Origin of the sequence: Streptomyces sp. NPDC001941 (assembly GCF_040296945.1) — a bacterium.
Lineage (GTDB): Bacteria > Actinomycetota > Actinomycetes > Streptomycetales > Streptomycetaceae > Streptomyces.
The window spans coordinates 209,490-235,082 of sequence record NZ_JBEOYE010000005.1; the positions used below are offsets into that span (position 1 = coordinate 209,490).

Below are 25,593 nucleotides of genomic sequence, written 5' to 3' on the forward strand. Positions count from 1 at the left end.
GCTCCATGGAACCCCCGTCCGCATAACGGACGGGACACGCGGCACTCCGCAGGGTGATGAACCGGGAGCAACCGGAAGGATCAGTCGGTGGGGCGGCGCAGGCGCGCGACGAACTTGTAGCGGTCGCCGCGGTACACCGAGCGCACCCACTCCACCGGCTCGCCCTGGGCGTCCAGCGAGTGCCGGGAGAGCATCAGCATCGGCAGGCCCACGTCCGTACCGAGCAGGCCGGCCTCGCGCGGGGTGGCCAGGGACGTCTCGATGGTCTCCTCGGCCTCGGCCAGGTGCACGTCGTACACCTCGGCGAGGGCGGTGTAGAGGGACGTGTACTTGACCAGCGAGCGGCGCAGCGCGGGGAAGCGCTTGGCCGACAGGTGGGTGGTCTCGATGGCCATCGGCTCGCCGCTGGCCAGCCGCAGCCGCTCGATGCGCAGCACGCGCCCGCCGGGGGTGATGTCCAGCAGTCCGGCGAGGGTGTCGTCGGCCGTGACGTACCCGATGTCCAGGAGCTGGGAGGTGGGTTCGAGGCCCTGGGCGCGCATGTCCTCGGTGTACGAGGTCAGTTGGAGCGCCTGGGAGACCTTGGGCTTGGCCACGAAGGTGCCCTTGCCCTGGATGCGCTCCAGGCGGCCCTCGACGACCAGCTCCTGCAGGGCCTGGCGCACCGTGGTGCGGGAGGTGTCGAACTCGGCGGCCAGGGTGCGCTCCGGGGGCACCGGGGTGCCGGGCGGTAGCGTCTCTGTCATGTCGAGCAAGTGCCGCTTGAGGCGGTAGTACTTGGGCACGCGCGCGGTACGGGTGGCAGCCCCGCCCTCGGTCTCCGTGCCGCCCCCGTCCGTGGCCATAACCCGCCTTCCCGACTCCTGTGCTGCTGCCGTCACCGGCTCCTCCGTCTGTCGCGGCTCACATGGTGGCACGGTCCGGTCACGGGTCGTCGCCCCTCCTCAGGTGTCGGTCCGATAACGGACACGACTGCCCTTCTTATACACCCTTGACACCCCTAAAGGTCTAGGCCAAGCTCCGGGTACTGGTCTAAACCATTAAAGACCAGGTCCCAGCCCCACGAGCAGTACCACGAGCTGTTCTCGGCGTATGTCTTGGCGGTGGGCGGGGGGTTGCAGGCATCCCTGAGGAGGGTGGCGTGAAGCGCAAGCTCATCGCGGCGATCGGCGTCGCGGGCATGATGGTCAGCATTGCGGCCTGTGGAGGCTCGGACAAGGGTGGTGACAGCGCCGGCGGCGACGCCAAGGAGCTCACCGTCTGGCTGACGGTCGACGCGCAGAACAACTGGCCGGACCTGGTCAAGGCGGCCGACGACGCGGTGACCAAGAAGCACCCCGGCATCAAGATCAAGCACGAGTACTACGGCTGGCCGGACAAGAACACCAAGCTCGACGCCGTCCTCGCCACGGACAAGGCCCCCGACGTCGTCGAGATGGGCAACTCCGAGATGATCGGCTACATGGCCAAGGGCGCCTTCGCCGAGGTCGACCCGTCCAAGTACGACAACTCGGACAAGTGGCTGGACGCCCTCAAGGACTCCGTCACCTACAACGGCAAGACCTACGGCGTCCCCTACTACGCCGGTGGCCGCGTGGGCACCTGGCGCAAGGACATCGCCGCCGAGGCCGGCGTCACCGCCGCCCCCAAGACCTGGGCCGAGCTGACCTCCGCGCTCGACAAGATCCAGGCCAAGAAGGGCGCCAAGTTCAGCTCCTGGTACCAGCCCTCGCCGGACTGGTACGCCGCGATGTCGTTCGTCTACGGCGAGGGCGGCTCGATCGCCAAGCAGGACGGCGACCAGTGGAAGGCCAACCTCTCCTCCCCCGAGTCCCTCAAGGGCCTCAACGAGTACAAGTCGGTCATCGACAAGTACATGCACGGTGACAAGACCAAGGACGAGTCCGACCGTCCGGTCGTCTTCGGCCAGGGCAACGCGGCCACCATGTTCGCCGCCGCCTGGGAGGGCGCCACCTCCGCCGACCCGAAGAACGACAAGGTCGGCAAGCTCGGCGACAAGCTCGAGAACTTCGTGATGCCCGGCCCGTCCGGCAAGAACCTCCCGGTCTTCCTCGGTGGCTCGGACCTGGCCATCCCGGTCAAGTCCAAGGCGCAGGGCGTCGCGGCCGAGTGGATCGCCGCCTTCACGGGCAAGGACGGCCAGAAGGGCCTCGTCGCCAAGGGCAACCTGCCCAACAACAAGGCGGACCTCGCCCCGCTGAAGTCCGACCCGAAGACCCAGGTCCCGGCCACCGCGGCCGAGTCCTCCTGGTTCGTCCCGACCGCCCCCGGCTGGGGCCAGGTCGAGAAGGCCCAGACCCTGAAGACGATGCTCATCCAGATCGGCACCGGCAAGAAGACGGTGGAGGCCGCCGCGAAGGAAGCGGACGCCGCCATCGACAAGGTCATCAACACCAAGTGACCTATGGGCAGGGCCCCGTCGCCGAGTCGACGGGGCCCTGCCGCCCGTAAGCAGGAGAGGGACCGCAGGGGAGCACGGGATGAGTGCCGCAGACACAAAGACCGCGAAGGTGCCGCCGACGCGGCAATCGCCACCATCGGGCACGGGGAAGGACTCCCAGGGCCGTCCCGGCAAGAAGCGAACGACCGACGGCGGGGGAGTGCCCTGGCTGCTGCTCGCCCCCTGCCTGCTGATCCTGCTGCTGGTCCTCGGCTACCCCGTCGTCCGCCTGGTCACCCTGGCCTTCCAGAAGTTCGGCCAGCCGCAGCTCTGGGGCTTCCAGCCCGCCGAGTGGATCGGCTTCGACAACTTCTCGAACATCCTGGGCGACGCCGAGTTCTGGACCGTCACCCTGCGCACCGTGGTCTTCGCGGTCGGCGCGGTGGTCCTGACCATGGTCCTCGGCATGCTGATCGCGCTGCTGCTGCAGCGCGTCTCCGGCTGGGTCAAGGTCCTCATCAACATCGTGCTCGTGGCGAGCTGGGGCATGCCCATCATCGTCGCGACCGCCATCTTCAAGTGGCTCTTCGACGCCGACTACGGCGTGCTGAACTACCTGCTCTCCAAGCTGCCCGGCGTCGACATGGTCGGCCACAACTGGTTCGCCAGCGGCCCCCAGGGCCTCGCCGTGATCATGCTGCTCGTGGTCTGGGGCGCCGTGCCCTTCGTGGTCATCACGCTGGGCGCCGGCCTCACCCAGGTGCCCAAGGAGCTGGAGGAGGCCGCGCGCCTCGACGGCGCCGGGGCCTGGGGCGTCTTCCGCTTCGTGACGCTGCCGATCCTCAAGCCCATCATCGTGATGCTGACGACCCTCTCCGTCATCTGGGACATGGGCGTCTTCCCGCAGGTGTACGTGATGCGCAACGGTCACCCGGAGCCGGAGTTCCAGCTCCTGACCACGTACTCGTTCGACAAGGCGTTCGTCGTCAACGACTACGGCACCGGCTCCGCGATCGCCCTCGTCACGGTGATCCTGCTGCTCGGCGTGGTCGCCGCCTACATGCGCCAGATGCTCAAGATCGGAGAGGTGGAGTGACCACGACCACCGCGGCCGCGGCCGCCACGCGCTCCCAGAAGCCCCGCAAGCCGCGCAAGTCGAAGTTCGGCTGGAACGTCATCGGCCTGCTGGTCGTCGTCGTCGCGGGCTTCCCCTTCTACTGGATGCTGAACACCGCGTTCAAGCCGGAGAAGGACGCGATCGACCCGAACCCGCACTTCTTCCCGCACACGTTCACGCTGTCCAACTTCAAGCGTGCGCTGGAGATCGCCGACTTCTGGGGACCGGTCGGGCGCAGCCTGATCGTCTCCGGCGTCGTGGTGGTCGTCGGCATCGTGGTGGGCATGCTGGCCGCCCTGGCCATCTCGCGGTTCGCCTTCCGCGGCCGCAAGGTCGTCATCGTGGGCATCCTCGCGGTGCAGATGGTCCCGCTGGTCGCCATGATCATCCCGGTCTTCCTGCTGCTGAACGACCTCGGTCAGTACGACAAGCTGACCGGCCTGATCATCACGTACCTCACCTTCATCCTCCCGTTCACGGTCTGGACCCTGCGCGGGTTCATCGTGAACATCCCCAAGGAGCTGGAGGAGGCGGCCCAGGTCGACGGCTGCACCCGCACCGGTGCCTTCGTCCGCGTCGTCTTCCCGCTGCTCGCCCCGGGCATGGTCGCCACCTCGGTCTACGGCTTCATCCAGGCCTGGAACGAGTACCTGTACGCGCTGATGCTCATGAGCCAGCAGAACCAGACCGCCACCGTCTGGCTCGCCAACTTCTCCACGAAGAACGGCACCGAGTACGCCCCGATGATGGCCGGCTCCACCATGATGGCCGTCCCCATCGTGATCCTCTTCCTCATCGTCCAGCGCAAGATGGCCGCAGGTCTGACGGCCGGCGCAGTGAAGGGATGACGCCCTCAGATGACGACCCTCGTACGCAGCACCGACACGCTGACCCGCGACGCCCTCGCCGTACTGCAGCCGGGCTTCATCGGCACCACCGCGCCGGAGTGGCTGCTGCGCCGCATCGGTGAGGGGCTGTCCGCGGTCGGCCTGTTCGGCCGGAACATCGAGTCGCCCGAGCAGCTCGCCGCCCTCACCGCCCAGCTGCGCGCCGAGCGCGACGACGTCCTCGTCGCGATCGACGAGGAGGGCGGCGACGTCACCCGGCTCGAGGTGCGCACCGGCTCCTCGTTCCCGGGCAACTACGCCCTCGGCTCCGTGGACGACGTGGACCTGACCCGCGCCGTCACCCACGAGCTGGGCCGCCGGCTCGCCGCCTGCGGCGTGGACCTCAACTGGGCCCCGTCCGCCGACATCAACTCCAACGCCGACAACCCGGTGATCGGCGTGCGCTCCTTCGGCGCCGACACCGCCCTGGTCGCCCGGCACACCGTCGCCGCGATCGAGGGCTTCCAGGCCGCCGGAGTGGCCGCCTGCGTCAAGCACTTCCCCGGGCACGGCGACACCAACGTGGACTCGCACCACGCGATGCCGCGCATCGACGTGGACCTGGAGACCCTGCACGCCCGCGAGCTGGTGCCGTTCCGCGCCGCCGTCGCGGCCGGCACCAAGGCGGTGATGAGCGCGCACATCCTGCTGCCCGCGCTCGACCCGGACCGCCCGGGCACCCTCAGCCCGCAGATCCTGACCGGACTGCTGCGCGAGGAGCTGGGCTTCGAGGGCCTGATCGTCACCGACGGCATGGAGATGCAGGCCATCGCGGCGACGTACGGCATCGAGCGCGGCTCGGTGCTCGCCATCGCCGCGGGCGCCGACGCGATCTGCGTCGGCGGCGGCCTGGCCGACGAGGACACCGTGCTGCGGCTGCGCGACGCGCTGGTCGAGGCGGTGCGCAGTGGTGAGCTGCCCGAGGAGCGACTGGCCGACGCGGCCGCGCGGGTGCGCGCGCTGGCGTCCTGGACCCAGGCGCACCGGGCCGGGGGGGCTTCGACGGAGCCGGGCGCGGCAGTGCAGGAGGGGACCGCGCCCGGCACCGACATCGGCCTGGTGGCGGCGCGGCGCGCGCTGACGCTGACCGGTGAGCGGGTGGCGCTGACCGAGCCCGCGTACGTCGCGGCGTTCAGCCCGGTCGCCAACATCGCCGTCGGCGACGAGACCCCCTGGGGCATCGCGGCCGAACTGGCGGCGCTGCTGCCGGGCACGGAGACGGCCTCGTACGGCGAGGAGGACCGCACCGAGGACGTCCTTGCGGCCGCCGGGGACCGGCGCGTGGTCGCCGTCGTCCGCGACGAGCACCGCCACCCGTGGATGTCCCGGGCCCTGGACGGCCTGCTGGCCGCCCGCCCGGACACCGTCGTGGTGGAGATGGGCCTGGACCAGGCGGGGCCGCGCGGCGCCCTGCACATCGCCACGCACGGGGCCGCGCGGGTCTGCGCGCGCGCCGCGGCGGAGGCCCTGACCGGGGCCTGACGGCGAGCGGTACGCGAAGGGGCCCGGCACTCCCAGGAGGGGGTGCCGGGCCCCTGTCGTGCGGGCCGGGCGGGGCTCAGATGCCCTGCCAGTCCGGCTTGTTGACGAAGGTGTGGCGGAAGTAGTCCGCGAGCTTCAGCTTGGAGGCGGCGGCCTCGTCGACCACCACCGTGGCGTGCGGGTGCAGCTGGAGCGCGGAGGCCGGCACCAGGGCGGCGACCGGGCCCTCCACGGTCTGCGCGACGGCCTCGGCCTTGCCCTCGCCGGTGGCGAGGAGCACCAGGTGGCGGGCCTCCAGGATGGTGCCGATGCCCTGGGTGATGACGTGGCGCGGGACCTGGGCGGTGTCGCCGTCGAAGAAGCGCGCGTTGTCGTCGATGGTCTGCTGGGTCAGCGTCTTGATCCGGGTGCGCGAGGCGAGCGAGGAGCAGGGCTCGTTGAAGCCGATGTGCCCGTCGGTGCCGATGCCCAGGATCTGCAGGTCCACGCCGCCGGCGTCCACCAGCGCCTTGTCGTACGCCTCGCAGGCCGCCTGGACGTCCGCCGCGGAGCCGTCGGGGCCCAGGAAGGACTCCTCGGACAGCCCCAGCGGCTCCACGACCTGGCGCAGCACGGTGGCGCGGTAGGACTCGGGGTGGCCGGTGGGCAGGCCGACGTACTCGTCCAGCTGGGCGATGCGGGCGCGCGAGGCGTCCACGGAGCCCGCGTCGACCTTGGCCTTCAGGGCCTCGTAGATGGGCAGCGGGGTCGAGCCGGTGGCGACACCGAGCAGGGCGTCGGGCTTGCGGCGCAGGAGGTCGGCGATGCCCTCCGCGATCAGCTCGCCGCCTGCCTTGGCGTCCGGGACGATGACAACTTCCACGCTGGGCCTGCCGATCTGGTGAGTGACGGGGAGAAGTCTCCTATGGTATAGACCAATCTAGCAGAGACGCTCCTTCCCGGACGCGGCGTTCCGGTGGCTGGACGGTGACGCTCCGCCGACGGCCGGGCACCCTCCCATGGTCGGCCCGCCGCCCGCGAGCGGCCACCCGGGGCACTTTCCGTAGCGCCCGCTATAAAATAGGCGCCATGACCACGAAGCAGCGCGGCAGGCCGCGCTCGTTCGACCGGGACGCGGCGCTCCAGCGGGCCGTCCTGGTGTTCTGGGAGCACGGCTACGAGAACACCTCCGTCGCCGACCTCACCCGCGCCCTGGGCATCGCCGCGCCCAGCCTGTACGCCGCCTTCGGCGACAAGCGGGCCCTGTTCGCCGAGGTCGTCGAGGCCTACGCGGCCGGCTACGGGTCCTACGGGGGCGCCGCCTTCGACCAGGAGCCGACCGCCCGCGCCGCCTTCGCCCGGATGCTGCGCGAGGCGGCGGAGGTCTTCACCGTCCCCGGCCGCCCGCACGGCTGCCTGATGATCACCGCCGCGGTGAACTGCGGCACCCCCGAGGTCCGCGACGCCCTGCGCGAGCGCCGCAACGCCAATCTCGCGCTGTTCGAGGAGCGGCTGCGCCGGGGCGTCGCGGAGGGCGACCTGGCCCCGGGGAACGACCTGTGCGCGCTCGCCCGCTTCTACGGCGCCGTACTCCAGGGAATGTCCCAACAGTCGCGCGACGGGGCCGAATTGGCGGACCTGGAGGCCATTGCGGAAACGGCCATGAAGGCCTGGCCGCAATAGCGCCGGCATTACGGCGGTGAGGCGGCGCGAGGCGCGTGGAAGGGGACGCGGAAAAGCGCCCGGAAATACCCGCGGGCCGCGGCGCCCGACGGGACCCTCAGCCCGTCCGGCACCGCAGCCCGGAGTTGCCCGGCCTCCGGGTGTGCGGTCCCGGGGCCGTGGGGGAGGCCTCGGCGCGGTCAGGGCAGAGAGCGCCGGGTACCTCGTCCGCCTTCCTGTGCGGGGAGGGCGGAGGCTTTACTCCTGCATTGTGGACTAGACCATTCTGGTCTGTCCATCCATACGCAGGACCGAATTCCCGGCCCATCCTCCAACACGCACCCGAGCGCCACCGGGTTCGATCCGCGGGTACGCTCGCACACGTGCCCTCCATGAACGACCTCGTACGCCAGCACACCGCCCTGAGCGAGTCGGACCTCGAATGGCTCCACCTGCTGGTCTCGGAGTGGCAGCTGCTCTCCGACCTGTCCTTCGCCGACCTGGTGCTCTGGGTGCCCACCCTCGACGGCACCCGGTACGTCTCGGTGGCCCAGATGCGGCCCAACACCGGCCCCACCTCCTACCACGACGACATGGTCGGCCACCTGGTGCCGCGCGGCCGCCGCCCGCTGCTCGACGCCGCCCTGGACGAGGGCCGGATCGTGCGCGAGGGCGACCCCGAGTGGCGCGAGGAGGTCCCGGTCCGGGTGGAGTCCATCCCGGTGCGCCGCGAGGGCCGGGTACTCGGAGTGATCGCCCGCAACACCAACCTGCTCACCGTGCGCACCCCCTCCCGCCTTGAGCTCACCTACCTCCAGTCGGCCTCCGACCTGGCCCAGATGATCGCGGCCGGCACCTTCCCCTTCCCGGGCCAGCAGGTCGACATGGACGCCTCGCCGCGGGCCGGTGACGGGCTGATCCGGCTGGACGCGGACGGCGTCGTGCAGTACGCGTCCCCCAACGCCCTCTCCGCCTACCACCGGCTCGGCCTCGCCGCCGACCTGGTCGGCCAGCACCTGGGCCAGATCACCGCCGAACTGGCGCCCTCCCGCGGCCCGGTGGACGAGGCCCTGGTCAAACTGGCCAGCGGCTACGCCCCCCGGGAGACCGAGGTCGAGGGCAGCGGCGGCGTCATCCAGCTGCGCGCCATCCCGCTCAAGCCCAAGGGCAGCCGCATCGGCTCCCTGGTGCTGCTGCGCGACGTCACCGAACTGCGCCGCCGCGAGCGCGAGTTGATCACCAAGGACGCCACCATCCGGGAGATCCACCACCGGGTGAAGAACAACCTCCAGACGGTCGCCGCGCTGTTGCGCCTGCAGGCCCGCAGGATGGACTCCGACCGGGGCCGCGAGGCCCTCAACGAGGCCGTGCGGCGCGTCGGTTCGATCGCGATCGTGCACGAGACGCTCTCGCAGAACCTGGACGAGCGGGTGGAGTTCGACGAGATCGCCGACCGGGTGATCTCGATGGTCGCGGAGATCTCGCCCGGCAAGGTCACCTGCCGGCGCACCGGCCGCTTCGGCATCCTGGACGCGGAGGTCGCCACCCCGCTCTCGATGGTCCTCACCGAGGTCCTGCAGAACGCCCTGGAGCACGCATTCGCCCCCGGTGAGCAGGGGACCGTCGAGGTCGCGGCGGTGCGCGGCGACGCCCGCGCCGATGACGCCCGGCTGCTCATCACGGTCCTGGACGACGGCCGGGGCCTGCCCGAGGGGTTCGACCCGCAGCGCGCGGGCAACCTGGGCCTGCAGATCGTACGGACGCTGGTGGAGGGGGAGTTGGGCGGTACGTTCGACATGCAGCCCGGCCCCGAGCGCGGCACCCGGGTGGTGCTCGACATACCGGTACGCCCGCAGAAGTAGCGGCCCCCGCACCCGGCGGCGGCCCCCGGGTCCCGCGCCCGGCCCCGCACAGCAGCGAGCCCCGGACCGATCGGAATCGGTCCGGGGCTCGAACGCTTGGTGTGTTACTGCTGCGCGCTGCGGCTCGGGAGGCGGGTCAGTGCGTACGCTGCGTACGCGCCGCCTGGCTCGGGCTCGTCGCGGTGGCGGTTCAGGCGCTGGCGTTGCGCGCCCGGTTGCGAGCGGCGCGGCGCTTCATCGCACGGCGCTCGTCCTCGCTGAGGCCACCCCAGACGCCGGAGTCCTGGCCGGACTCGAGCGCCCACTGCAGGCACTGCTCCATGACGGGGCAGCGACGGCAGACGGCCTTCGCTTCCTCGATCTGCAGCAGCGCAGGACCGGTGTTGCCGATGGGGAAGAACAGCTCGGGGTCTTCCTCGCGGCAAACGGCGTTGTGACGCCAGTCCATGTCTGCTCCATCTCCTAGGTATTGCTGGCAGGTTGCTTGTGAATGTGAACGCTTTCACGAATCCCCCCGCAAGGGAAGGGCCGACTGCCAGTCGCAAAACTGGTGTGGTCCTTGAATGAGGAGGGGTTCTGGTTCTCAGGGAGGCCGGTGCTGCGGGCCGTCCCGATCGCCAAGAAGAGACTCGCAAACCTCGGCGGCGGATACAACCCCTTCCGGAAAGTTTTTTTTGATTCCTCGGTGTCGACTGCGTCACAGCCGTACTTCCATGGGGTGGATGCCAGCCTAAACGTTCGACTGAAAGGACTTTAGGCCCTTCCACTCACACAATCACACGCAGTGCACGGCGAACGCCTGTGAACGTCACGCTGGTGCGCAGTCCGAGGTGGTCTCCGTCCATCTGGAAGGGGAGGGGGACCTTCGAATGCAAGGTGAAGTCGGTCTGGTCGTGCAGGGAAACGGCGTGCTTCCCGTGCGGGCCGCGCTCCGGCGTGGAGGTCAGCAGCTGGGTCGCATACCGGGCCACCGCAGGGGTCGAGAGGCGGGTCAGCCCCAGCACGTCCAGGGCGGTCTCGAAGGACGCCTCGGGGGACGCGTACACCGGGCGGTTGCCCAGGTAGGTCCAGGGGGAGGTGTTGCAGACTATCGACATCACCAGCTCCTGGACGGCCTCCTCGCCCAGGCGCTCCAGCGAGATCGTGCCGTGTCTGCGGTGCGGCTCCTCCATCAGCTGACGCACCACCTGGCGGAGGTAGAGCGCGTGCGTGGAGCGCTTGCCGCGCTCCCGCTGCTGTTCGACCCGGCCGATCACGCCCGCGTCGAACCCGTACCCCGCGCAGAACGTGAACCAGCGCGCGGGCACCGCCTCGTCCTCGGTGCCCGGCGTCCCCGACGCCAGGCCGAGGCTGATGGTCCGCTCCCGGCGCGACTCCAGGGCGTCCAGGATCGCGCCGGTCGCCTCGACCGGGTCGTTGGGCAGCCCGAGGGCGCGGGCGAAGACGTTGGTGGAACCCCCCGGGACCACCGCGAGGCGGGGCAGGCCCTCCGGATCGGGTCCGTCGTGCAGCAGTCCGTTGACGACCTCGTTGACGGTCCCGTCGCCACCGAGCGCCACCACCAGCTCGATGTCCCGCGACTCGGCGGCCCGGCGGCCCAGGTCACGGGCGTGGCCGCGGTACTCGGTGGTCACCGCCTCCAGCTTCATCTCGCTGGCGAGCGCGTGGATCAGTACGTCACGTACGCGGGCACTGGTGGTGGTTGCTGCCGGGTTGACCACGAGGAGTGCGCGCATGGGCGCCAGATTACCTACCGAGCGGTACCGGGCACAGTCCCGCCCCGGGCGCCCGGCGGCCGAGGGCTACCCTGCAAGGGTGAGCAGCACAGAGCAGAACCGCCCCGCCCGAGTGACCGCCGCCGCGGCGGTGTGCGCCCTGGAGGCCCTGGCCCTCTTCGCCGGCGGCCTCTACATGCTGGTGTCCGGACTCACCGGGAGCCCGGACGACACCGTCCAGGCCGAGACCGGCGGCGTGACCATGCTGGTGCTCGGCCTCATCCCGCTGCTCGCCGCCCGCGGCCTGCTGCTGCGCCGGAGCTGGAGCCGGGGCCCGGCGCTGATCACCCAGATCATGGCGCTGCCGGTGGCGTGGACGCTGCTGCGCGCGGACGGCGCGCTGATCCCGGCCGGGATCGTGCTGGCCGTCCTCGCGGTGGCGGGCCTGGTGACGATCCTGCACCGGGAGACCACGGACGCCCTGGGCATCCGCGGCCGCGGCGGCGCGTAGCACCGGGAGGGGCTGCCGGGGAGGGGCTACTCCTCCACCAGGAGCTTCTCGCGCAGCTGGGCCAGCGTGCGGGCCAGCAGCCGGGAGACGTGCATCTGCGAGATGCCGACCTCCTGCGCGATCTGCGACTGGGTCATGTTCCCGAAGAAGCGCAGCAGCAGGATCCGCTTCTCGCGGGGCGGCAGGTCCTCCAGGAGCGGCTTGAGCGACTCGCGGTACTCGACGCCCTCCAGCGCCTCGTCCTCCGCGCCCAGGGTGTCCGCGACCGCCGGGGACTCGTCGTCCGTGTCCGGCACGTCCAGCGACAGCGTGGAGTAGGCGTTCGCCGACTCCAGGCCCTCCAGGACCTCCTCCTCGGAGATCCCCAGCCGCTCCGCCAGCTCGTGCACCGTGGGCGAGCGCCCGTGCAGCTGGGACAGCTCGGCGGTGGCCGTGGTCAGCGCCAGGCGCAGCTCCTGCAGCCGCCGCGGCACCCGCACCGCCCAGCCCTTGTCGCGGAAGTGCCGCTTGATCTCGCCGACGACCGTCGGGGTGGCGTACGTGGAGAACTCCACGCCGCGCTCCGGGTCGAACCGGTCCACCGACTTGATCAGGCCGATCGTCGCGACCTGGGTCAGGTCGTCCAGCGGCTCGCCGCGGTTGCGGAACCGCCGCGCCAGGTGCTCCACCAGCGGCAGGTGCATCCGTACCAGCTGGTTGCGCAGCTCCGCCCGCTCCGGCGAGCCCTGCGGGAGGTCCCGCAGCTCGACGAACATCGCCCGCGCCCCGCTGCGATCGTGCGGGTCGTGCTGGTGGTGCCGTTCGTGCTCGCTCATATCGGCCGCCCGCTCCACGTGCTCCGCCGCGTCCACCGTCGGGTGCGGCCGTGCCTGCTGTTCCGGGATGCCGGCCGGCGGTCGTAGCTCGTTCCGCACGGGACCCTCCCCGCTGCTTCTCACGCCGGCCCGGGTCCCGCGCCGCGCTTCTTGTAGAGGCTGATGGAGACCGTGCGGTCCTCAGCGACCGAGGAGTCGACCTGTCCGGCCAGCGCCGACAGCACCGTCCAGGCGAAGGTGTCGCGCTCCGGGGCGCGGCCGTCGGTGGTGGGCGCCGAGACGGTCACCTCCAGCGAGTCGTCGACCAGCCGGAACACACAGCTCAGTACGGAGCCGGGCACGGCCTGCTGGAGCAGGATCGCGCAGGCCTCGTCGACCGCGATGCGCAAGTCCTCGATCTCGTCGAGGGTGAAGTCCAAGCGCGCCGCGAGACCGGCCGTGGCCGTACGCAGCACGGACAGGTAGGCACCCGCAGCGGGCAGCCGGACTTCCACGAAGTCCTGGGTCCCGGGCTCGCCTGCGATCTGGGACACCCTCACCTCCAAGGTGGCACAAGCTCGTTCGGGGCTCGGGGGAAGGGGGAGGTCCCCGGAGCCGGGCGGTGCGCGACGTCGCGCGGTCCGCCGTGACGCTATCGCGATCCATGGTGCCCTGTCGTCGGGACCCCCGGCCCCGCGACTGTCACTCAATGTAAGCCCATGAGTACGGACAGTGGCTAGGGGTCTGCGGGTCCCAATTGGGGGCGACCGGAGGCGGTTTGGCAGTGCTTCCACGACGGTCCGACGGGGTCGACCGGGGTGACGTACCCAGGCGTCAGACGATCGAACCGTCCACGAAGCACCAGCGCCAGTCCTCGCCCGGTTCGAAGGTGCGCATCACCGGGTGACCGGTGCTCTCGTGGTGCCCGGTGGCGTGCCGGCCGGCCGAGGAGTCGCAGCAGCCGACGTGCCCGCAGGTCAGGCAGAGCCGCAGCTGGACGGGGTGGGTCCCGGCGGCCAGGCACTCCGGGCAGGTGTCACCCAGCGGCGCGGGCTCGGGGCGCGGGAGTTCTGCAAGGTGCGGGCACTCGCTCATGATGGCCAGGTTACGTCGCGCACGAGACAGGGACCCGACATGGACGCATTGCCGCTGGTGGTACTGGTGGCCGCGAGCGCGGCGGTGGCCGGGGCGGCCCGGCGCACGCCCGTGCCCGCGCCGCTGCTGCTGGTGGCGGCCGGGCTCGCCGCCTCGTACGTCCCGGGCTGCCCGGACTACACGCTGGACCCGCACGTCGTGCTCCCGCTGATCCTGCCGCCGCTGCTGCACACGGCCGCGCTGGAGTCCTCCTACCTGGACCTGCGGGCCAACCTGCGGCCCGTCGCGCTGCTCTCCGTGGGCTACGTGCTCTTCGCGACGGTCACGGTGGGTTACCTCGCCTTCCTGCTGGTGCCGGACCTGCCGCTGACCGCCGCGCTGGTGCTGGGCGCCGTGGTGGCGCCGCCGGACGCGGTCGCGGCGACCGCGATCGCCCGCAGGCTGGGGCTGCCGAACCGGATCACGACCATCCTCCAGGGGGAGTCCCTGGTCAACGACGCGACCGCGATCACCGCCTACAAGGTGGCGCTGGCCGCGGTCGTCGGCGAGGGCGTCAGCTGGGCGGGCGGCATCCGCGAGTTCGGACTGGCGGCCGTCGGCGGCATCGGCGTGGGCCTGGTCCTGATGGTCCCCCTGCACTGGCTGCGCCGCTGCCTGAAGGAGGCGCTGCTGCAGAACACCCTCTCCCTGCTGGTGCCCTTCGTCGCGTACGCGGCGGCCGAGCAGGTCGGCGCCTCCGGGGTGCTCGCCGTGGTCGTCGTCGGCCTCTACCTGGGCCACCGCTCCTGGCAGGTGGACTTCGCCACCCGGCTGCAGGAGGCGGCCGTCTGGAAGGTGGTCGCCTTCGTCCTGGAGTCCGCGGTGTTCGCGCTGATCGGCCTCCAGCTCCCGTACGTCGTCAGGGAGCTCGGGCCGTACGGGGCGGGCGAGCTGGCCGGGTACGCGGCCGGGGTGTTCGCCGCGGTCGTGGTGATGCGGTTCGTCTGGGTCTTCCCCGCCACCTTCCTGCCGCGTGCCCTCTCGCAGCGGGTCAGGGAGCGCGAGCCCGGGGTGAACTGGACCGCGCCGGTGGTCGTCGGCTGGGCCGGGATGCGCGGCGTCGTCTCGCTCGCCGTCGCCTTCTCCATCCCGGTCGCCACGGACGGCGAGCCGTTCCCGGCGCGCAACCTGGTCCTCTTCCTGACCTTCACCACGGTCATCGGCACCCTGGTCGTCCAGGGGCTGACGCTGCCGCCGCTGATCCGGCTGCTCAAGGTCCCCGGCCGCGACGCCCGGGCCGAGACGCTCGCCGAGGCGCAGGCCCAGAGCGAGGCGTCACGGGCCGCCGAGGCCCGGCTCGACGAGCTGCTCGCCGACGGGGCCAACGCGCTGCCTGGCCCGCTCGCCGAGCGGCTGCGCACGGTCCTGGAGCGGCGGCGCAACGCGGTGTGGGAGCGGCTCGGCACGGCCAACGCGGTCACCGGGGAGTCCGCCGACGACACCTACCGGCGGCTGTCCCGGGAGATGATCTCGGCCGAGCGCGAGGTGTTCGTACGGCTGCGCGACGAGCGGCGCATCGACGACGAGATGATGCGCACCCTGCTGCGCCGGCTGGACCTGGAGGAGGCGGCGGCCTACCGCGAGGAGGACTGACGGCCCGCGCCCGGCCAGCGCGGCTGACGGCCCGCCCCCGGCCGGGGAGCCGTCCTCAGGACGGGTCGGGGCGGCCCGTGACCACCGCGGCGAGCACCGTGCCGGGCGGGAAGGCGCCCTCCTCGGTGAGCGTGGTCAGCGCCAGCAGCATTTTGGCCACATACAACCGCTCGATGGCGACTTCATGCCGTTCGTCGAAGTCGTCCGCGAACGCGTGCAGTTCCGGGGTCGTGCGCGCGTACCCGCCGCAGTGGAAGCGCTCCTCCAGGCTCCACGCGCCGGCCGGGCCCCCGAACGCCTCCCGCTGCAGCGCGCGCACCTCCGCGCCCAGGAAGCCGCCCCTGAGCACCGGGACGCCCAGCGCCCGCCCCGAGGGCCCCAGACCGGCCGCCAGGCCCGCCAGGGTGCCGCCCGTGCCGCAGGCCACCGCCGCCACGTCGGCCTTCCCGCGCAGCTCCAGGCCCAGCTCCCGGCAGCCGCGGGCCGCCAGCGCGTTGGAGCCGCCCTCGGGGACCACGTAGGCGTCCTCGGCGCCCGCCGCGCGCAGGATCCGGGCCAGCGTCCCGGGGTCGCGCTTGGCGCGGTACGCGGCGCGGTCCACGAACTCCAGGCGCATGCCGTCCGCCGCGCACCGGGCCAGCGAGGGGTTGAGCGGGCGGCCGGCCAGCTCCTCGCCCCGTACGACGCCGACCGTGGGGAAGCCCAGGAGGCGGCCGGCGGCGGCGGTGGCCCGCAGGTGGTTGGAGTACGCGCCGCCGAAGGTGACGACCGGCCGCCCGGCGGCGGCCGCCAGGTTGGGCGCCAGCTTGCGCCACTTGTTGCCCGGCAGGTCGGGGTGGATCAGGTCGTCCCGCTTGAGCAGCAGGCGCACCCCGCGCCGGGTGAAGCGCTCGTCCTCGACCGGCTGCAGCGGGGAGGGCAGCCGGGGGGCGAGGGAGGCCGGGTCGAGCGCGTTCACCAGGTCATTGTCCCCGCTCCGCCGCCCCGCGGGCGACGGCGGGGACGGCCGGGGGACCCGGGTCACTCCGGGGGGACCCGGATCACTTCAGCCGGGCGGTGATCCTGGCCCGCATGTCGTCCATCGAGAAGCCGCGCGGATCCACCTTGCCCGGCTGCCACTCCTTGTGCCCGATCACCGAGCGCGCGGTCCAGCCGTGGTGGCGGCAGATCGCGGCGGCGGCCTTCTCGATCGCCTCAAGCTGCGCCTCGGGCCAGGGGTCCTCGCCGTCGCCGAGGTTCTCGCACTCGAAGCCGTAGAAGTGCGGATTGCCGTCCGTGTTCGCCTCGTTGACCGGCGGCAGGCCCTTCTCGGCGATCACCGCGCGCAGTACGTCGTCGTCGCCGAGCCCGGCGTGGTTGGCGCGGCCGTAGCCGACCAGGTGGACCGAGCCGTCCTTGGCGATCACGCCGTGGCAGAGCGGTCCGGGCAGGGCCTCGTAGCCGTCGTAGCAGATCCGCACCGTGGTGTCGGTGCCGCGGGTGACCGTGTGGTGGACCATCACGCCGTTGACCGGGCCCCAGGGCCCCTTGTGGTTGCGGTTGTGGGTGCGCCACTCGCCGACCTGGACCACCGTCAGGCCCTCGGCGCGCAGGGCGTCCAGGAAGCCGCCCGCGGACATGGGTGAGGCCATGGCCGCCTCCTCTGTGTGCGTAGGAACGTGTACGCAGCTTGTATCGGAGGGAGTGCGTCCGAGGTGATTCGTTCGGTTGTCGTGCGAGCCGATCCGGACAGGTGGGACGGGGTTTTCGGCCGTACGCCAGTCGAGTGAAACAGAGTGCAGAAACGATGTTTTCTGCCCCACTGGAGTCACTTCAGTCCCACTCCTTCGTGTAATGGCGCGAGCACGTGGAGCACTGGAAAGCTCTCGTCCCGTTCAGCTCATGATCGGGAGGAAGTGCCCATGTCGGTCGGTTCGGTTGGCGACGAGGTACGCACGGAAAACGCGGCGCCGCAGCAGTCCCTCGGCACCGCAGCCGCGCGGAACCTGGCGACCACCACCAAGTCGGCGCCGCAGATGCAGGAGATCACCTCCAGGTGGCTGCTGCGCATGCTCCCCTGGACCCAGGTCCAGGGCGGTACGTACCGGGTGAACCGGCGGCTCAGCTACTCGGTCGGGGACGGCCGGGTGACCTTCGTGCAGACCGGCGAGCGGGTCTCGGTGATCCCCGCCGAGCTCGGCGAGCTGCCGGTGCTGCGCGATTTCGACGACGAGGCGGCGCTGGCCGAGCTCGCCAACCGCTGCGTGCAGCGGGAGTACGCCGCCGGACAGGTCATCGCCGAGGAGGGGACCCCCGCCGACCGGGTCTTCCTGCTCGCGCACGGCCGCGTCGAACAGGTCGGCACCGGGCCCTACGGCGACGAGGCGGTCCTCGAAGTCCTGGCGGACGGGGCGTACTTCGGCGACCACTCGCTGGTCGAGCGGGACGCCACCTGGGAGCACACCTCCCGCGCCGCCACCGCCTGCACCGTCCTCGAACTCACCCGCGACGACGTGGTCAACCTGGCCGACCGGGCCGAGTCGCTGGCCCAGCACCTGGCCGGCCTGGCCGCGCTGCCCCACCAGCGCACCAACAACTACGGCGAGAAGGCGATCGACCTCTCCGCGGGCCACGTCGGCGAGGCCGTCGTCCCGCACACCTACGTCGACTACGACGCCTCGCCGCGCGAGTACGAACTCAGCGTCGCCCAGACCGTGCTGAAGGTGCACAGCCGCGTCGCCGACCTCTACAACCAGCCGATGAACCAGACCGAGCAGCAGCTGCGGCTCACCGTCGAGGCGCTGCGCGAGCGCCAGGAGCACGAGCTGGTCAACAACCGGGAGTTCGGCCTGCTGGCCAACTGCGACTACTCCCAGCGCCTCCAGCCGCACGACGGCGTGCCCGGCCCCGACGACATGGACGAGCTGCTCTCCCGGCGGCGCGGGTCCAAGCTGTTCCTCGCCCACCCGCGCGCCATCGCCGCCTTCGGGCGCGAGTGCAACCGGCGCGGCCTGGTGCCCGAGTCCATCGACGTCAACGGCAACCGCATCCCGACCTGGCGCGGCGTGCCGATCTTCCCGTGCAACAAGATCCCCATCTCCGAGAACCGCACCACCTCGATCCTGTGCATGCGCACCGGCGAGTCCGAGCAGGGCGTCATCGGCCTGCACCAGACCGGCCTGCCGGACGAGATCGAGCCGAGCCTCTCGGTGCGCTTCATGGGCATCGACGAGCAGGCGATCATCTCGTACCTGGTCACCGCCTACTACTCGGCCGCGATCCTCGTCCCGGACGCCCTGGGCGTCCTGGAGAACGTCGAGGTCAGCCGCTGGCGCTAGGGATTCGGGACACGGCCCCGGCCGTGTCCCGGCACCCCACCAGCGCCCCGCGTACGGTGCGGCGGGCCCGTCCCGTCCCGGCGGCCCGCCGCACCCTCCCCAGGGACGTCCGCCCGGACGTCCCCAGGCCAGGAAGGGCACCGTGACCACGACCAGTACCGACCCGGCGACGGACGGGCAGGGCGCGGCCGCGCTCCTGGACCGCACGCGCACGACGGTCGACCCGCGGCTGCGGGCCGCCGTCCAGTCACTGCCCGGCTCCATGCGGCGGGTGGCGATGTACCACTTCGGCTGGGAGCACGCCGACGGCACCCCGGCCGCCGGGCAGGCCGGCAAGGCGATCCGCCCCGCCCTGGTGCTGGCCGGCGCCCGGGCGCTCGGCGGCGAGCCGCGGCTCGCGGTGCGGGCGGCGGCGGCCGTGGAGCTCGTGCACAACTTCACGCTGCTGCACGACGACATCATCGACGACGACCGCACCCGCAGGCACCGGCCCACCGCCTGGACGGTGTTCGGGATGCCGGACGCGCTGCTCGCGGGCGACGCCATGGCCGCGCTGGCGCTGCGGCTGCTCGCCGACGACCCCCACCCGGCGTCCGCGGCGGCCGCGTCCCGGGTCTCCTCGTGCGTGATCGAGCTGTGCGCGGGCCAGCAGGCGGACGTGGCCTTCGAGCGGCGCCCGCCGCGCGAGGTCGCGCTGGACGAGGTCGTCGCCATGGCGACCGCCAAGACCGGTGCGCTGCTGGGCTGTTCGTGCGCGCTGGGCGCCCTGTACGCGGGCGCGGGGGAGGAGGAGGTGGCCGCCATGGACGCCTTCGGACGCGAGGCGGGGCTCGCCTTCCAGCTGATCGACGACCTGATCGGCATCTGGGGGGACCCGGAGCGCACCGGGAAGCCCGCGGGGGCGGACCTGGTGGCCCACAAGAAGTCGCTGCCGGTGGTGATGGCGCTCGGCTCGGGCACCCGGGCGGGCGCGGAGCTGGCGGAGCTGTACGAACGCCCGCTGGCGGGCGCGGAGCTGGCGCGGGCCGTGCGGGCCGTGGAGGAGGCGGGCGGGCGCGACTGGGCGCAGGCGCAGGCGGCGGACCGGATGGCCCGCGCGGTGCAGCAGCTGTCGCGCGCGGTGCCGGACCTGGCGGCGGCCGGGGACCTGCTGTCGCTGGCGGAGTACGTCACGCGGCGCACCCGCTGAGCGGCGCGCCGACGCGGTCCTTCGGCGACCGGCAGGCGGTTCGATGATCGGCAAGTAGGGAGGGCGCTCATCGGCCTGTCGTGCCGACGGTCATCTGCAAGTGGGCCCGGCGCGCCCACGGCGGGGCGATAGCGGGCCGCGGGCGGGTCCGGGGCCGTACAACTTCCGCGAACCACCCCTGCTGTGCGTTCCGGAAGGAAAAGCCCGTGTTCCCTGCCCGCCAGACCCTCGGCGCCGCGGCCTCGGCTGCCCTGATCGTCCTCGCCGCGCCCGGTGCCGCGTCGGCCGCGCCCCATGACGTGCCCGACGGCGCCCCCGCCGGGAACCGGGCCGCCGCGCGCGGCGCCCTCGGTGACGGCGGCGAACTGGCCAACGTGGCGGCGCCGGTGCACGGCGACGTCAAGAAGCCGGTCGACCTCGACGGCACCGCCCGCCAGGTGAGCGACGCGGCGGGCCGGGTGCTGGACAAGGCGGCGGCCGACGTGCCGCTGGTGAACAAGACGAACGTCGGCGGCTGACCGAGGGGACGGGGGAGTTGCAGAACCACTGCGAGTGAAGCACTATGAGTGCAGTGGTTCTGCTTCCGCGGCACGCCGGGCGTGCCGCGGCGTCCTGCCCCCGAGAGACACCGAGGCTCACTTGCGCACGCTCACCTACTTCGTCGCCTGCTCCGTCGACGGCTTCATCGCCGACCCCGACGGCGACGCCTCCTCGATGATGAAGTACGTCGACGGGGAGTTCCTGGAGTACCTCACCGACCGGTACCCGGACACCATCGCGGAGGAGGGCCGCAAGGCGCTCGGCGTCGACGGGGTGCCCAACCGGCGCTTCGACACCGTGATCCAGGGCACCGGCAGCTACCGGCTCGGCCTGGACGCCGGCTTCCCCAGCCCCTACGGACACCTGCGGGAGATCGTCGCCTCGCGCACCCTGACGGAGTCCCCGCACCCCCGCGTCGAGCTGGTGCACGGCGACCGGCTGGTCGAGCGGGTCCGCGAACTCAAGGCGGAGGACGGCCCGCTGGGCATCTGGCTGTGCGGCGGCTCGAAGGTCGCGGGCAGCCTGTTCGACGAGGTCGACGAGCTGGTCGTGAAGACCTACCCCGAGGTGTACGGCGCGGGCCTGCCGATGTTCGGCGCGGGCTCCTCGCCCGCCGCGTTCGCCCTGGAGGAGTGCCGGGTGTTCGGCAACGGCGTGATCGTGCGCACGTACTCCCGCGTCCGGCCCTGAGGCGGCGCGAAAGCATCAACCACGGCGAGAACCACCCAAGTCGGCGCCCCCGAGGGGTGCTGGCGCACACCGGAGGCCGTCCTACCGCTACAGTCCGCGCCATGTCATCGGAGTCGACGGAAGTCTGGGCCGGCTGGTACCGGGACCGCCGCGGTGCGGAATCGATCGTGATCACGGCACGCGGGCGGCAGGTGTCCACCCGCATCAGGGGTGTGGAGTACGGGGGCGACTCGTTCGCCGCCCTCGGCGAGACGGGTACGGGCACGGCGCTGGCCGGGTGCGTCCTGGAGTGGGACCTCCCGCTGCCCGTCAGCGCGGACGGCGCGGAGCACCGCGCCACCCTCAGCTGCCTGCTGGCGCTGGGCGAGCCCGGCCGGGCCGGTGCGCCCGAGCGGGCGGACCTCAACGCCACCCTGCACTTCGGCGGGGCCGCGTACGAGTCGGGGGTCGTGGACGGCGACCTGGCCGAGGCGCTGGACCGCATCCGGCGCCAACTGCCGCCCGGCGTCGAGCTGTCGCGGGTCTCCGCGCACGCCTGAGCCCGCCGTCCCCCACGGGGAGCGCCCCGCGACGACCTGGTCGCGGGGCGCTCCGGCGTGCGTCGGTACGGTGTTCGCCTACTTCACCGCGGCCAGCGCGGAGGCCAGGCCGTTGGCCCACAGCTGGTTGACGCGGGAGCGCTCCTGCGCGTTCGGGTAGGCGTTCTGGCACGAGGTGCCCGGGCCGCCGCCGGACATCAGCTCGCTGCACGGACCCGAGTAGTGGTCGGGCAGGCCGAGCACGTGGCCGGTCTCGTGGGCCGTCACGCGGGTGGAGTTGTACTGCTGGTTCTGCCGGTAGTCCAGGAAGATGTAGCCGCTGCCGTGGCCGTTGGTGCTGGCGTACGAGCCGCGCGAGTCATTGCCCTCGTAGTAGCGGAAGTTGGGGCTGGAGGAGCGCTCGGCCAGCTTCACGTTGGAGACCGAGCTGTTCCAGATCTGGGTGGACTGGGATATCTGGCTGCGGAAGCTGGGGGCGCTCGCCGTGGAGTAGTACACGGTGACGACCTGGATGCCGGGGTTGGCCGCGCGCTGCTCGGCGACCGACTTCATGACCGCGTCGAAGAACGCCTTGTTGTTCTTGGCCTCCTGGGCCGAACCCTGGTAGGAGGAGTAGCCCGCGGTGGGGGCGGGGGCCTGGGCGGCGGTCGCGGTCGCGGGGACGGCGCCGAGGGCGGCGGCGACGGCGAGACCGAGCACGGCGGACAGAGCGGTCCTGGAGTGTCTCATGTGGGGGCTCCTGATCTCGTGAACGCGCGGGGTGACGCGTTCCGGTACCGGAGAGTGTCGGGGAGCCCGGGCCCGCGCGGATGATGTCAGCTGGCGATAGCTCCACGACATCACCCCGGCCAACTCCCTTTGAATCCAAGGTGATCGGGGGGAAACGGGTGTCTGGTGTGGTCCATGGTGCCGCCCTACGCTCAGGGGCATGGAACTGGAGGTGAGGCACCTGCGGGCGCTCTGCGCCATCGCGGACACGGGCAGTCTGCACAAGGCCGCCCGCCAACTGGGCATGAGCCAGCCCTCGTTGACGACCCAGCTGCGGCGCATCGAGAACTCGCTGGGTGCCGAGCTGTTCTCGCGCGGGCGCACCGGCTGCCGCCCCACCCCGCTGGGCCGCTCGGTGCTCAGCCGGGCCCGCCCGCTGGTCGCCGGGCTCGCCGCGCTGGTCTCCGAGACCAAGGCGGCCGCCGCCGGGGCGGACGGCCCCCGGCTGCGGGTCGGCTCCACCGCCAGCAGGGCGCTCGCGGGCTGGCTGCGCCGGCTGCGGCTGCAGTCGCCCGGCACCGAGATCACGCTCCACGTGGACGTCTCCGCCAACGCCCTGCTGGGCATGGTCGCCGCCGGGCAGCTCGACGTGGCCTTCGTGCACGAGGTCGAGGGCTGCCCGCTCCGGGTCCCGGACGGCCTCCAGCGGCGCGTCCTGGTCGAGCGGGAGCCGCAGTTCGTCTCCATGTCCAGCGACCACCCGGCCGCCGCGCGGTCCGTGGTGGACCTGGCCGACCTGGCCGGCGACCGCTGGATCGTCGACCCTACGGTGGACGGCGAGTGGGACGGCCTGCGCCGGGTGCTCAGCGGCGCCGGGCTCGACCCGCTGGTGCTGCACGGCGACTACCAGACCGCGGCCTCGCTCATCGCGATCGGCGAGGCGGTGGCGCCCTGCCAGCCCACCTCGGGCCCGCGCGAGGACATGGCCATCAGACCGCTGCGCGGCGACCCGCTGGCGGTGCGGCTGCTGCTGTACGCGCGCGGGGACGCCGAGGCGGCCGTGGTGTACGCGGCGCTGGAGCAGGCCTACCGGGAGGCGGCGCTGCGCACGGCGGCGTACCGCCAGTGGCTGCACCGCCACAAGAGCCCGCTGGTGCGGGCGGCCTGAGGCTCACGCCCGCGGGTCCGCCTCGTGGCCCACCCGCTCGTAGCGCAGCAGCAGGACGCCGCCGTCGAAGGTGCGGGACTCGGCGAGCCGCAGTTCCATCCGCCCGTCCGGGGCCAGGAAGGCCGGCTTGCCGCCGCCCAGGACCACCGGGTGCACCAGGATGCGGTACTCGTCGATGAGCCCGAGCCGGGTCAGCGCGGAGGCCAGCGTCGCCCCGCCGAACAGCAGGAAGTCCCCTTCCCCCGGCCCCTCCTTGAGCGCGGCGATCTCCTCGGCCAGGTCGCCCGCGGCCACCCTGGTGTTCCACCCGGCGCGCACCGGCCCCCGGGCGAAGACCACCTTGGGGGCGTTGCGCCACACCGGCCCGATGCCGCTCCCCGGCTCGTCGCCGTCCGCGGCCCCCTGCCAGTAGCTGGCCATCATCTCGTACACGACCCGGCCGTAGAGGAACGCGTCCGCGCTGTCCTTGAGCCCGCGCGCGTACGCGGTGAGGCCGGGCCCCACGGTCGGCCAGTCGAACTCCCCCCGGGGGCCCTCGATGTAGCCGTCCAGCGACTGGTGCACGAGATGGACGACCCTGCGCCTGCCTGCCATGGCGCCTCCCTCCCGGGCCAGCGTCCCAACCCCGCCCGACCCCGGCAAGGCCCGTCCGCCCGCCACCGGTCCACGAGGCCCCGGGGACGCCCGCGGCACCCGGGAACGCCGACAGCACCCGGCTCCGCGCGGTTGCCGGGTGCTGTCGCGGGCGGTGGCCCGAAGGGTGACCGGGGTCAGGCCTTCTTGGTCTCCCAGAAGATGCGGTCGATCTCGGCGATGAGCTCGAGCGCCTTCTCACCGGTCTTCGGGTCCGTCGACGCCTTGGCGGCCGACAGGGCCTTCAGGGTGTCGTTGACCAGCTGGTGCAGCTGCGGGTACTTCTCGAAGTGCGGCGGCTTGAAGTAGTCGCTCCACAGCACCGACACGTGGTGCTTGGCGAGCTCCGCGCGCTGCTCCTTGATGACGGTGGCGCGGGCACGGAAGTGCGGGTCCTCGTTGGCCTGGAACTTCTCCTGGACGGCCTTGACCGACTCGGCCTCGATGCGGGCCTGGGCCGGGTCGTAGACACCGCAGGGCAGGTCGCAGTGCGCGCTGACCTTCACCTTGGGGGCAAACAGGCGGGAGAGCATTGTGCTGTCCTTCCTCGTGATCGTCTTCTCAGGTGGGACATTACTCCGTGAGAGACGGCTTTTCGCGAGTGCCCCCTAGGGCTTAGGCCAAAAGTCCAGGGGGGGTGGTGGGACCGATGGCGGAACGTACCGTGGAAGCGGGAGGTGGCCGATGACGGAGCAGGGGCGGGAGACGAGGGTGCCGTGGGGCATCGCCGAGGTGACCGGGCTTTCGATGGTGCCGACGCTGCTCCACCGCGACCAGCTGCTGGTGCGGTACGGGTCGGTGGCGCGCGCCGGTGACGTGGCGGTGCTGCGGCACCCGCTGCAGCAGGACCTGCTCATCGTCAAGCGCCTGGTGGAGCGGCGCGAGGGCGGCTGGTGGGTGCTGGGGGACAACCCCGACGCCGAGGTGGTGGACAGCCGGGCCTTCGGGACCGTGCCGGACGAGCTGGTGCTCGCGCGGGTGTGGGCGCGCTTCAGGCCGTTGACGCCGGGGCGCCGGCGGACCCCGCGCTACCTGGCGTCCTGGGCGCTCTCCTGCGCGCGCCCGGTGCTCGCCGACCGCTCGCTCTCCAGGCGCTTGCGGGCGCGGTAGGCCGCGACGTTGGCGCGGGTCGCGCAGCGGTCCGAGCAGTAGCGGCGGGAGCGGTTGGTCGAGGTGTCCAGGTAGGCGTTGCGGCACGGTGCGGCCTGGCACAGGCCGAGCCGGTCGGCGCCGTAGGTGGTGAGGTGGAAGGCGAGCCCCATCGCGGCGATCGCGGCGTACCCCGCGGTCGCGTTGGAGGGGTGGTCGGCCAGGTGCATGTGCCAGTCCGGGCGCCCCTCGTCGTCCAGGTAGTCGTGCCCGGAGATCTGCGGGCTGACCGGGAACTCCAGGAGCAGCGAGTTCAGCAGGTCCACCGCCGTGCGCTCGTCGCCGGTGTCCGCCGCCTCGAAGACCGCGCGCAGCCGCGCCCGCACCGAGCGGAACCGGGTCACGTCGGAGTCCGTGGCGCGCCGGGCCATCTGCGTGGACGCCCCGAAGAGCTCGCGGACCACCTCGACGGAGGTGAGCGCGTCCTTGTTGCGCGCCGGCTCCTCGGTGTTGACCAGGCGCACGGCGAAGTCCGAGTAAGAGGCCAGTTCCACTTGTAGTCCTTACGGCGGCGGTCTAGTGT

At 72.1% G+C, this 25,593-nt stretch carries 28 protein-coding genes; 15 read left to right on the forward strand and 13 right to left on the reverse strand.

Annotation, left to right across the window (positions count from 1 at the left end; all coding sequences use genetic code 11):
• Positions 1–80: 80 nt before the first annotated feature.
• The gene (locus ABT160_RS07170; protein ID WP_351644615.1) at positions 81–845 is read right to left on the reverse strand and encodes a GntR family transcriptional regulator; all 765 of its coding nucleotides are present in this window, start codon (positions 843–845) and stop codon (positions 81–83) included.
• 296 nt (positions 846–1,141) lie between these two features.
• On the opposite strand from ABT160_RS07170, the gene ABT160_RS07175 reads away from it, so the two are divergent.
• From ABT160_RS07175 to ABT160_RS07190, 4 genes are all read left to right on the forward strand, one after another.
• Positions 1,142–2,422: an extracellular solute-binding protein gene (locus tag ABT160_RS07175; RefSeq protein WP_351644618.1), complete on the forward strand. Its 1,281-nt coding sequence runs from the start codon at positions 1,142–1,144 to the stop codon at positions 2,420–2,422.
• A gap of 79 nt (positions 2,423–2,501) precedes the next feature.
• The gene (locus ABT160_RS07180) at positions 2,502–3,497 is read left to right on the forward strand and encodes a carbohydrate ABC transporter permease (RefSeq protein ID WP_351644620.1); all 996 of its coding nucleotides are present in this window, start codon (positions 2,502–2,504) and stop codon (positions 3,495–3,497) included.
• Positions 3,494–4,366, forward strand: a complete 873-nt coding sequence (locus ABT160_RS07185; protein ID WP_351644622.1) for a carbohydrate ABC transporter permease — start codon at positions 3,494–3,496, stop codon at positions 4,364–4,366. The genes ABT160_RS07180 and ABT160_RS07185 overlap by 4 nt, the downstream gene beginning before the upstream one ends.
• 9 nt (positions 4,367–4,375) lie before the next feature.
• Positions 4,376–5,887, forward strand: coding sequence for a glycoside hydrolase family 3 protein (locus ABT160_RS07190; protein ID WP_351644625.1), 1,512 nt, complete (start codon positions 4,376–4,378; stop codon positions 5,885–5,887).
• A gap of 76 nt (positions 5,888–5,963) precedes the next feature.
• Here the strand turns inward: ABT160_RS07190 and nagB are convergent, their stop codons facing one another.
• Positions 5,964–6,749 (reverse strand): glucosamine-6-phosphate deaminase, encoded by a 786-nt coding sequence (gene nagB / locus ABT160_RS07195; RefSeq protein WP_351644628.1) that lies wholly within the window; start codon positions 6,747–6,749, stop codon positions 5,964–5,966.
• A 206-nt stretch (positions 6,750–6,955) separates the two neighbouring features.
• Here nagB and ABT160_RS07200 point away from each other — a divergent pair, with 206 nt between their 5' ends.
• Together ABT160_RS07200 and ABT160_RS07205 are read left to right on the forward strand one after the other, a co-directional pair.
• Positions 6,956–7,549 (forward strand): TetR/AcrR family transcriptional regulator, encoded by a 594-nt coding sequence (locus ABT160_RS07200; RefSeq protein ID WP_351644630.1) that lies wholly within the window; start codon positions 6,956–6,958, stop codon positions 7,547–7,549.
• Between the two features lie 371 nt (positions 7,550–7,920).
• Positions 7,921–9,390 (forward strand): sensor histidine kinase, encoded by a 1,470-nt coding sequence (locus ABT160_RS07205; protein ID WP_351644701.1) that lies wholly within the window; start codon positions 7,921–7,923, stop codon positions 9,388–9,390.
• 190 nt (positions 9,391–9,580) lie between these two features.
• On the opposite strand, the gene ABT160_RS07210 is transcribed toward ABT160_RS07205, so the two are convergent.
• The gene (locus ABT160_RS07210) at positions 9,581–9,838 is read right to left on the reverse strand and encodes a WhiB family transcriptional regulator (RefSeq protein WP_003953983.1); all 258 of its coding nucleotides are present in this window, start codon (positions 9,836–9,838) and stop codon (positions 9,581–9,583) included.
• A 319-nt stretch (positions 9,839–10,157) separates the two neighbouring features.
• Positions 10,158–11,126 carry a diacylglycerol/lipid kinase family protein gene (locus tag ABT160_RS07215; protein WP_351644633.1) on the reverse strand — a complete coding sequence of 323 codons (969 nt, stop codon included), beginning with the start codon at positions 11,124–11,126 and terminating at the stop codon, positions 10,158–10,160.
• Between the two features lie 79 nt (positions 11,127–11,205).
• On the opposite strand from ABT160_RS07215, the gene ABT160_RS07220 reads away from it, so the two are divergent.
• The gene (locus ABT160_RS07220) at positions 11,206–11,616 is read left to right on the forward strand and encodes a hypothetical protein (RefSeq protein ID WP_351644634.1); all 411 of its coding nucleotides are present in this window, start codon (positions 11,206–11,208) and stop codon (positions 11,614–11,616) included.
• A 26-nt stretch (positions 11,617–11,642) separates the two neighbouring features.
• Here the strand turns inward: ABT160_RS07220 and ABT160_RS07225 are convergent, their stop codons facing one another.
• The 3 genes from ABT160_RS07225 to ABT160_RS07235 form a co-directional block, all read right to left on the reverse strand.
• Positions 11,643–12,530 (reverse strand): RNA polymerase sigma factor SigF, encoded by an 888-nt coding sequence (locus ABT160_RS07225; protein WP_351644637.1) that lies wholly within the window; start codon positions 12,528–12,530, stop codon positions 11,643–11,645.
• 20 nt (positions 12,531–12,550) lie between these two features.
• Positions 12,551–12,964 (reverse strand): ATP-binding protein, encoded by a 414-nt coding sequence (locus tag ABT160_RS07230; RefSeq protein ID WP_351644638.1) that lies wholly within the window; start codon positions 12,962–12,964, stop codon positions 12,551–12,553.
• A 280-nt stretch (positions 12,965–13,244) separates the two neighbouring features.
• Entirely contained in the window at positions 13,245–13,505 is a 261-nt protein-coding gene (locus ABT160_RS07235; protein ID WP_351644640.1) for a UBP-type zinc finger domain-containing protein, read from the reverse strand.
• 39 nt (positions 13,506–13,544) lie between these two features.
• Here ABT160_RS07235 and ABT160_RS07240 point away from each other — a divergent pair, with 39 nt between their 5' ends.
• Entirely contained in the window at positions 13,545–15,137 is a 1,593-nt protein-coding gene (locus tag ABT160_RS07240) for a Na+/H+ antiporter (protein WP_351644641.1), read from the forward strand.
• Positions 15,138–15,192: 55 nt separating this feature from the next.
• Here the strand turns inward: ABT160_RS07240 and ABT160_RS07245 are convergent, their stop codons facing one another.
• A complete protein-coding gene (locus ABT160_RS07245; protein WP_351644643.1) occupies positions 15,193–16,095 on the reverse strand; it encodes a 1-aminocyclopropane-1-carboxylate deaminase/D-cysteine desulfhydrase in 903 nt (300 codons plus the stop codon).
• Between the two features lie 82 nt (positions 16,096–16,177).
• Complete coding sequence (locus tag ABT160_RS07250; RefSeq protein ID WP_351644645.1) at positions 16,178–16,768, reverse strand: N-acetylmuramoyl-L-alanine amidase; 591 nt, start codon at positions 16,766–16,768, stop codon at positions 16,178–16,180.
• A 270-nt stretch (positions 16,769–17,038) separates the two neighbouring features.
• Here ABT160_RS07250 and ABT160_RS07255 point away from each other — a divergent pair, with 270 nt between their 5' ends.
• From ABT160_RS07255 to ABT160_RS07275, 5 genes are all read left to right on the forward strand, one after another.
• Positions 17,039–18,454, forward strand: coding sequence for a family 2B encapsulin nanocompartment shell protein (locus ABT160_RS07255; RefSeq protein WP_351644646.1), 1,416 nt, complete (start codon positions 17,039–17,041; stop codon positions 18,452–18,454).
• 142 nt (positions 18,455–18,596) lie between these two features.
• The gene (locus tag ABT160_RS07260) at positions 18,597–19,643 is read left to right on the forward strand and encodes a family 2 encapsulin nanocompartment cargo protein polyprenyl transferase (RefSeq protein WP_351644649.1); all 1,047 of its coding nucleotides are present in this window, start codon (positions 18,597–18,599) and stop codon (positions 19,641–19,643) included.
• A gap of 206 nt (positions 19,644–19,849) precedes the next feature.
• Positions 19,850–20,161, forward strand: a complete 312-nt coding sequence (locus tag ABT160_RS07265) for a hypothetical protein (RefSeq protein WP_351644651.1) — start codon at positions 19,850–19,852, stop codon at positions 20,159–20,161.
• Between the two features lie 121 nt (positions 20,162–20,282).
• The gene (locus tag ABT160_RS07270; protein WP_351644653.1) at positions 20,283–20,873 is read left to right on the forward strand and encodes a dihydrofolate reductase family protein; all 591 of its coding nucleotides are present in this window, start codon (positions 20,283–20,285) and stop codon (positions 20,871–20,873) included.
• A 101-nt stretch (positions 20,874–20,974) separates the two neighbouring features.
• Positions 20,975–21,412: a DUF6304 family protein gene (locus ABT160_RS07275; RefSeq protein WP_351644656.1), complete on the forward strand. Its 438-nt coding sequence runs from the start codon at positions 20,975–20,977 to the stop codon at positions 21,410–21,412.
• A 78-nt stretch (positions 21,413–21,490) separates the two neighbouring features.
• Here ABT160_RS07275 and snpA read toward each other — a convergent pair whose 3' ends face one another.
• The gene (snpA, locus tag ABT160_RS07280; protein WP_351644658.1) at positions 21,491–22,141 is read right to left on the reverse strand and encodes a snapalysin; all 651 of its coding nucleotides are present in this window, start codon (positions 22,139–22,141) and stop codon (positions 21,491–21,493) included.
• Positions 22,142–22,340: 199 nt separating this feature from the next.
• Here snpA and ABT160_RS07285 point away from each other — a divergent pair, with 199 nt between their 5' ends.
• The gene (locus ABT160_RS07285; protein ID WP_351644660.1) at positions 22,341–23,288 is read left to right on the forward strand and encodes a LysR family transcriptional regulator; all 948 of its coding nucleotides are present in this window, start codon (positions 22,341–22,343) and stop codon (positions 23,286–23,288) included.
• 3 nt (positions 23,289–23,291) lie between these two features.
• On the opposite strand, the gene ABT160_RS07290 is transcribed toward ABT160_RS07285, so the two are convergent.
• Both ABT160_RS07290 and sodN read right to left on the reverse strand, forming a co-directional pair.
• Positions 23,292–23,882, reverse strand: coding sequence for a dihydrofolate reductase family protein (locus ABT160_RS07290; protein ID WP_351644662.1), 591 nt, complete (start codon positions 23,880–23,882; stop codon positions 23,292–23,294).
• A 176-nt stretch (positions 23,883–24,058) separates the two neighbouring features.
• Positions 24,059–24,454 (reverse strand): superoxide dismutase, Ni, encoded by a 396-nt coding sequence (sodN, locus tag ABT160_RS07295; RefSeq protein ID WP_351644665.1) that lies wholly within the window; start codon positions 24,452–24,454, stop codon positions 24,059–24,061.
• Between the two features lie 151 nt (positions 24,455–24,605).
• Between sodN and sodX the strand changes: the two genes are divergently transcribed.
• Positions 24,606–25,031: a nickel-type superoxide dismutase maturation protease gene (sodX, locus tag ABT160_RS07300; protein ID WP_351644667.1), complete on the forward strand. Its 426-nt coding sequence runs from the start codon at positions 24,606–24,608 to the stop codon at positions 25,029–25,031.
• On the opposite strand, the gene ABT160_RS07305 is transcribed toward sodX, so the two are convergent.
• On the reverse strand, positions 24,950–25,564 hold the full coding sequence (locus ABT160_RS07305) for a CGNR zinc finger domain-containing protein (protein ID WP_351644669.1): 615 nt from the start codon (positions 25,562–25,564) through the stop codon (positions 24,950–24,952). The genes sodX and ABT160_RS07305 overlap by 82 nt on opposite strands.
• Between the last annotated feature and the right edge of the window lie 29 nt (positions 25,565–25,593).

What these genes read in the sequence shown, in the direction of transcription:
- ABT160_RS07170 (WP_351644615.1), bottom strand. Translation starts at nt 845, where the DNA reads ATGGCCACGGACGGGGGCGGCACGGAGACCGAGGGCGGGGCTGCCACC.
- ABT160_RS07180 (WP_351644620.1), top strand. Translation starts at nt 2,502, where the DNA reads ATGAGTGCCGCAGACACAAAGACCGCGAAGGTGCCGCCGACGCGGCAA.
- ABT160_RS07190 (WP_351644625.1), top strand. Translation starts at nt 4,376, where the DNA reads ATGACGACCCTCGTACGCAGCACCGACACGCTGACCCGCGACGCCCTC.
- ABT160_RS07200 (WP_351644630.1), top strand. Translation starts at nt 6,956, where the DNA reads ATGACCACGAAGCAGCGCGGCAGGCCGCGCTCGTTCGACCGGGACGCG.
- ABT160_RS07205 (WP_351644701.1), top strand. Translation starts at nt 7,921, where the DNA reads ATGAACGACCTCGTACGCCAGCACACCGCCCTGAGCGAGTCGGACCTC.
- ABT160_RS07210 (WP_003953983.1), bottom strand. Translation starts at nt 9,838, where the DNA reads ATGGACTGGCGTCACAACGCCGTTTGCCGCGAGGAAGACCCCGAGCTG.
- ABT160_RS07215 (WP_351644633.1), bottom strand. Translation starts at nt 11,126, where the DNA reads ATGCGCGCACTCCTCGTGGTCAACCCGGCAGCAACCACCACCAGTGCC.
- ABT160_RS07235 (WP_351644640.1), bottom strand. Translation starts at nt 13,505, where the DNA reads ATGAGCGAGTGCCCGCACCTTGCAGAACTCCCGCGCCCCGAGCCCGCG.
- ABT160_RS07240 (WP_351644641.1), top strand. Translation starts at nt 13,545, where the DNA reads ATGGACGCATTGCCGCTGGTGGTACTGGTGGCCGCGAGCGCGGCGGTG.
- ABT160_RS07250 (WP_351644645.1), bottom strand. Translation starts at nt 16,768, where the DNA reads ATGGCCTCACCCATGTCCGCGGGCGGCTTCCTGGACGCCCTGCGCGCC.
- ABT160_RS07255 (WP_351644646.1), top strand. Translation starts at nt 17,039, where the DNA reads ATGTCGGTCGGTTCGGTTGGCGACGAGGTACGCACGGAAAACGCGGCG.
- ABT160_RS07275 (WP_351644656.1), top strand. Translation starts at nt 20,975, where the DNA reads ATGTCATCGGAGTCGACGGAAGTCTGGGCCGGCTGGTACCGGGACCGC.
- snpA (WP_351644658.1), bottom strand. Translation starts at nt 22,141, where the DNA reads ATGAGACACTCCAGGACCGCTCTGTCCGCCGTGCTCGGTCTCGCCGTC.
- ABT160_RS07285 (WP_351644660.1), top strand. Translation starts at nt 22,341, where the DNA reads ATGGAACTGGAGGTGAGGCACCTGCGGGCGCTCTGCGCCATCGCGGAC.
- ABT160_RS07290 (WP_351644662.1), bottom strand. Translation starts at nt 23,882, where the DNA reads ATGGCAGGCAGGCGCAGGGTCGTCCATCTCGTGCACCAGTCGCTGGAC.
- sodN (WP_351644665.1), bottom strand. Translation starts at nt 24,454, where the DNA reads ATGCTCTCCCGCCTGTTTGCCCCCAAGGTGAAGGTCAGCGCGCACTGC.
- sodX (WP_351644667.1), top strand. Translation starts at nt 24,606, where the DNA reads ATGACGGAGCAGGGGCGGGAGACGAGGGTGCCGTGGGGCATCGCCGAG.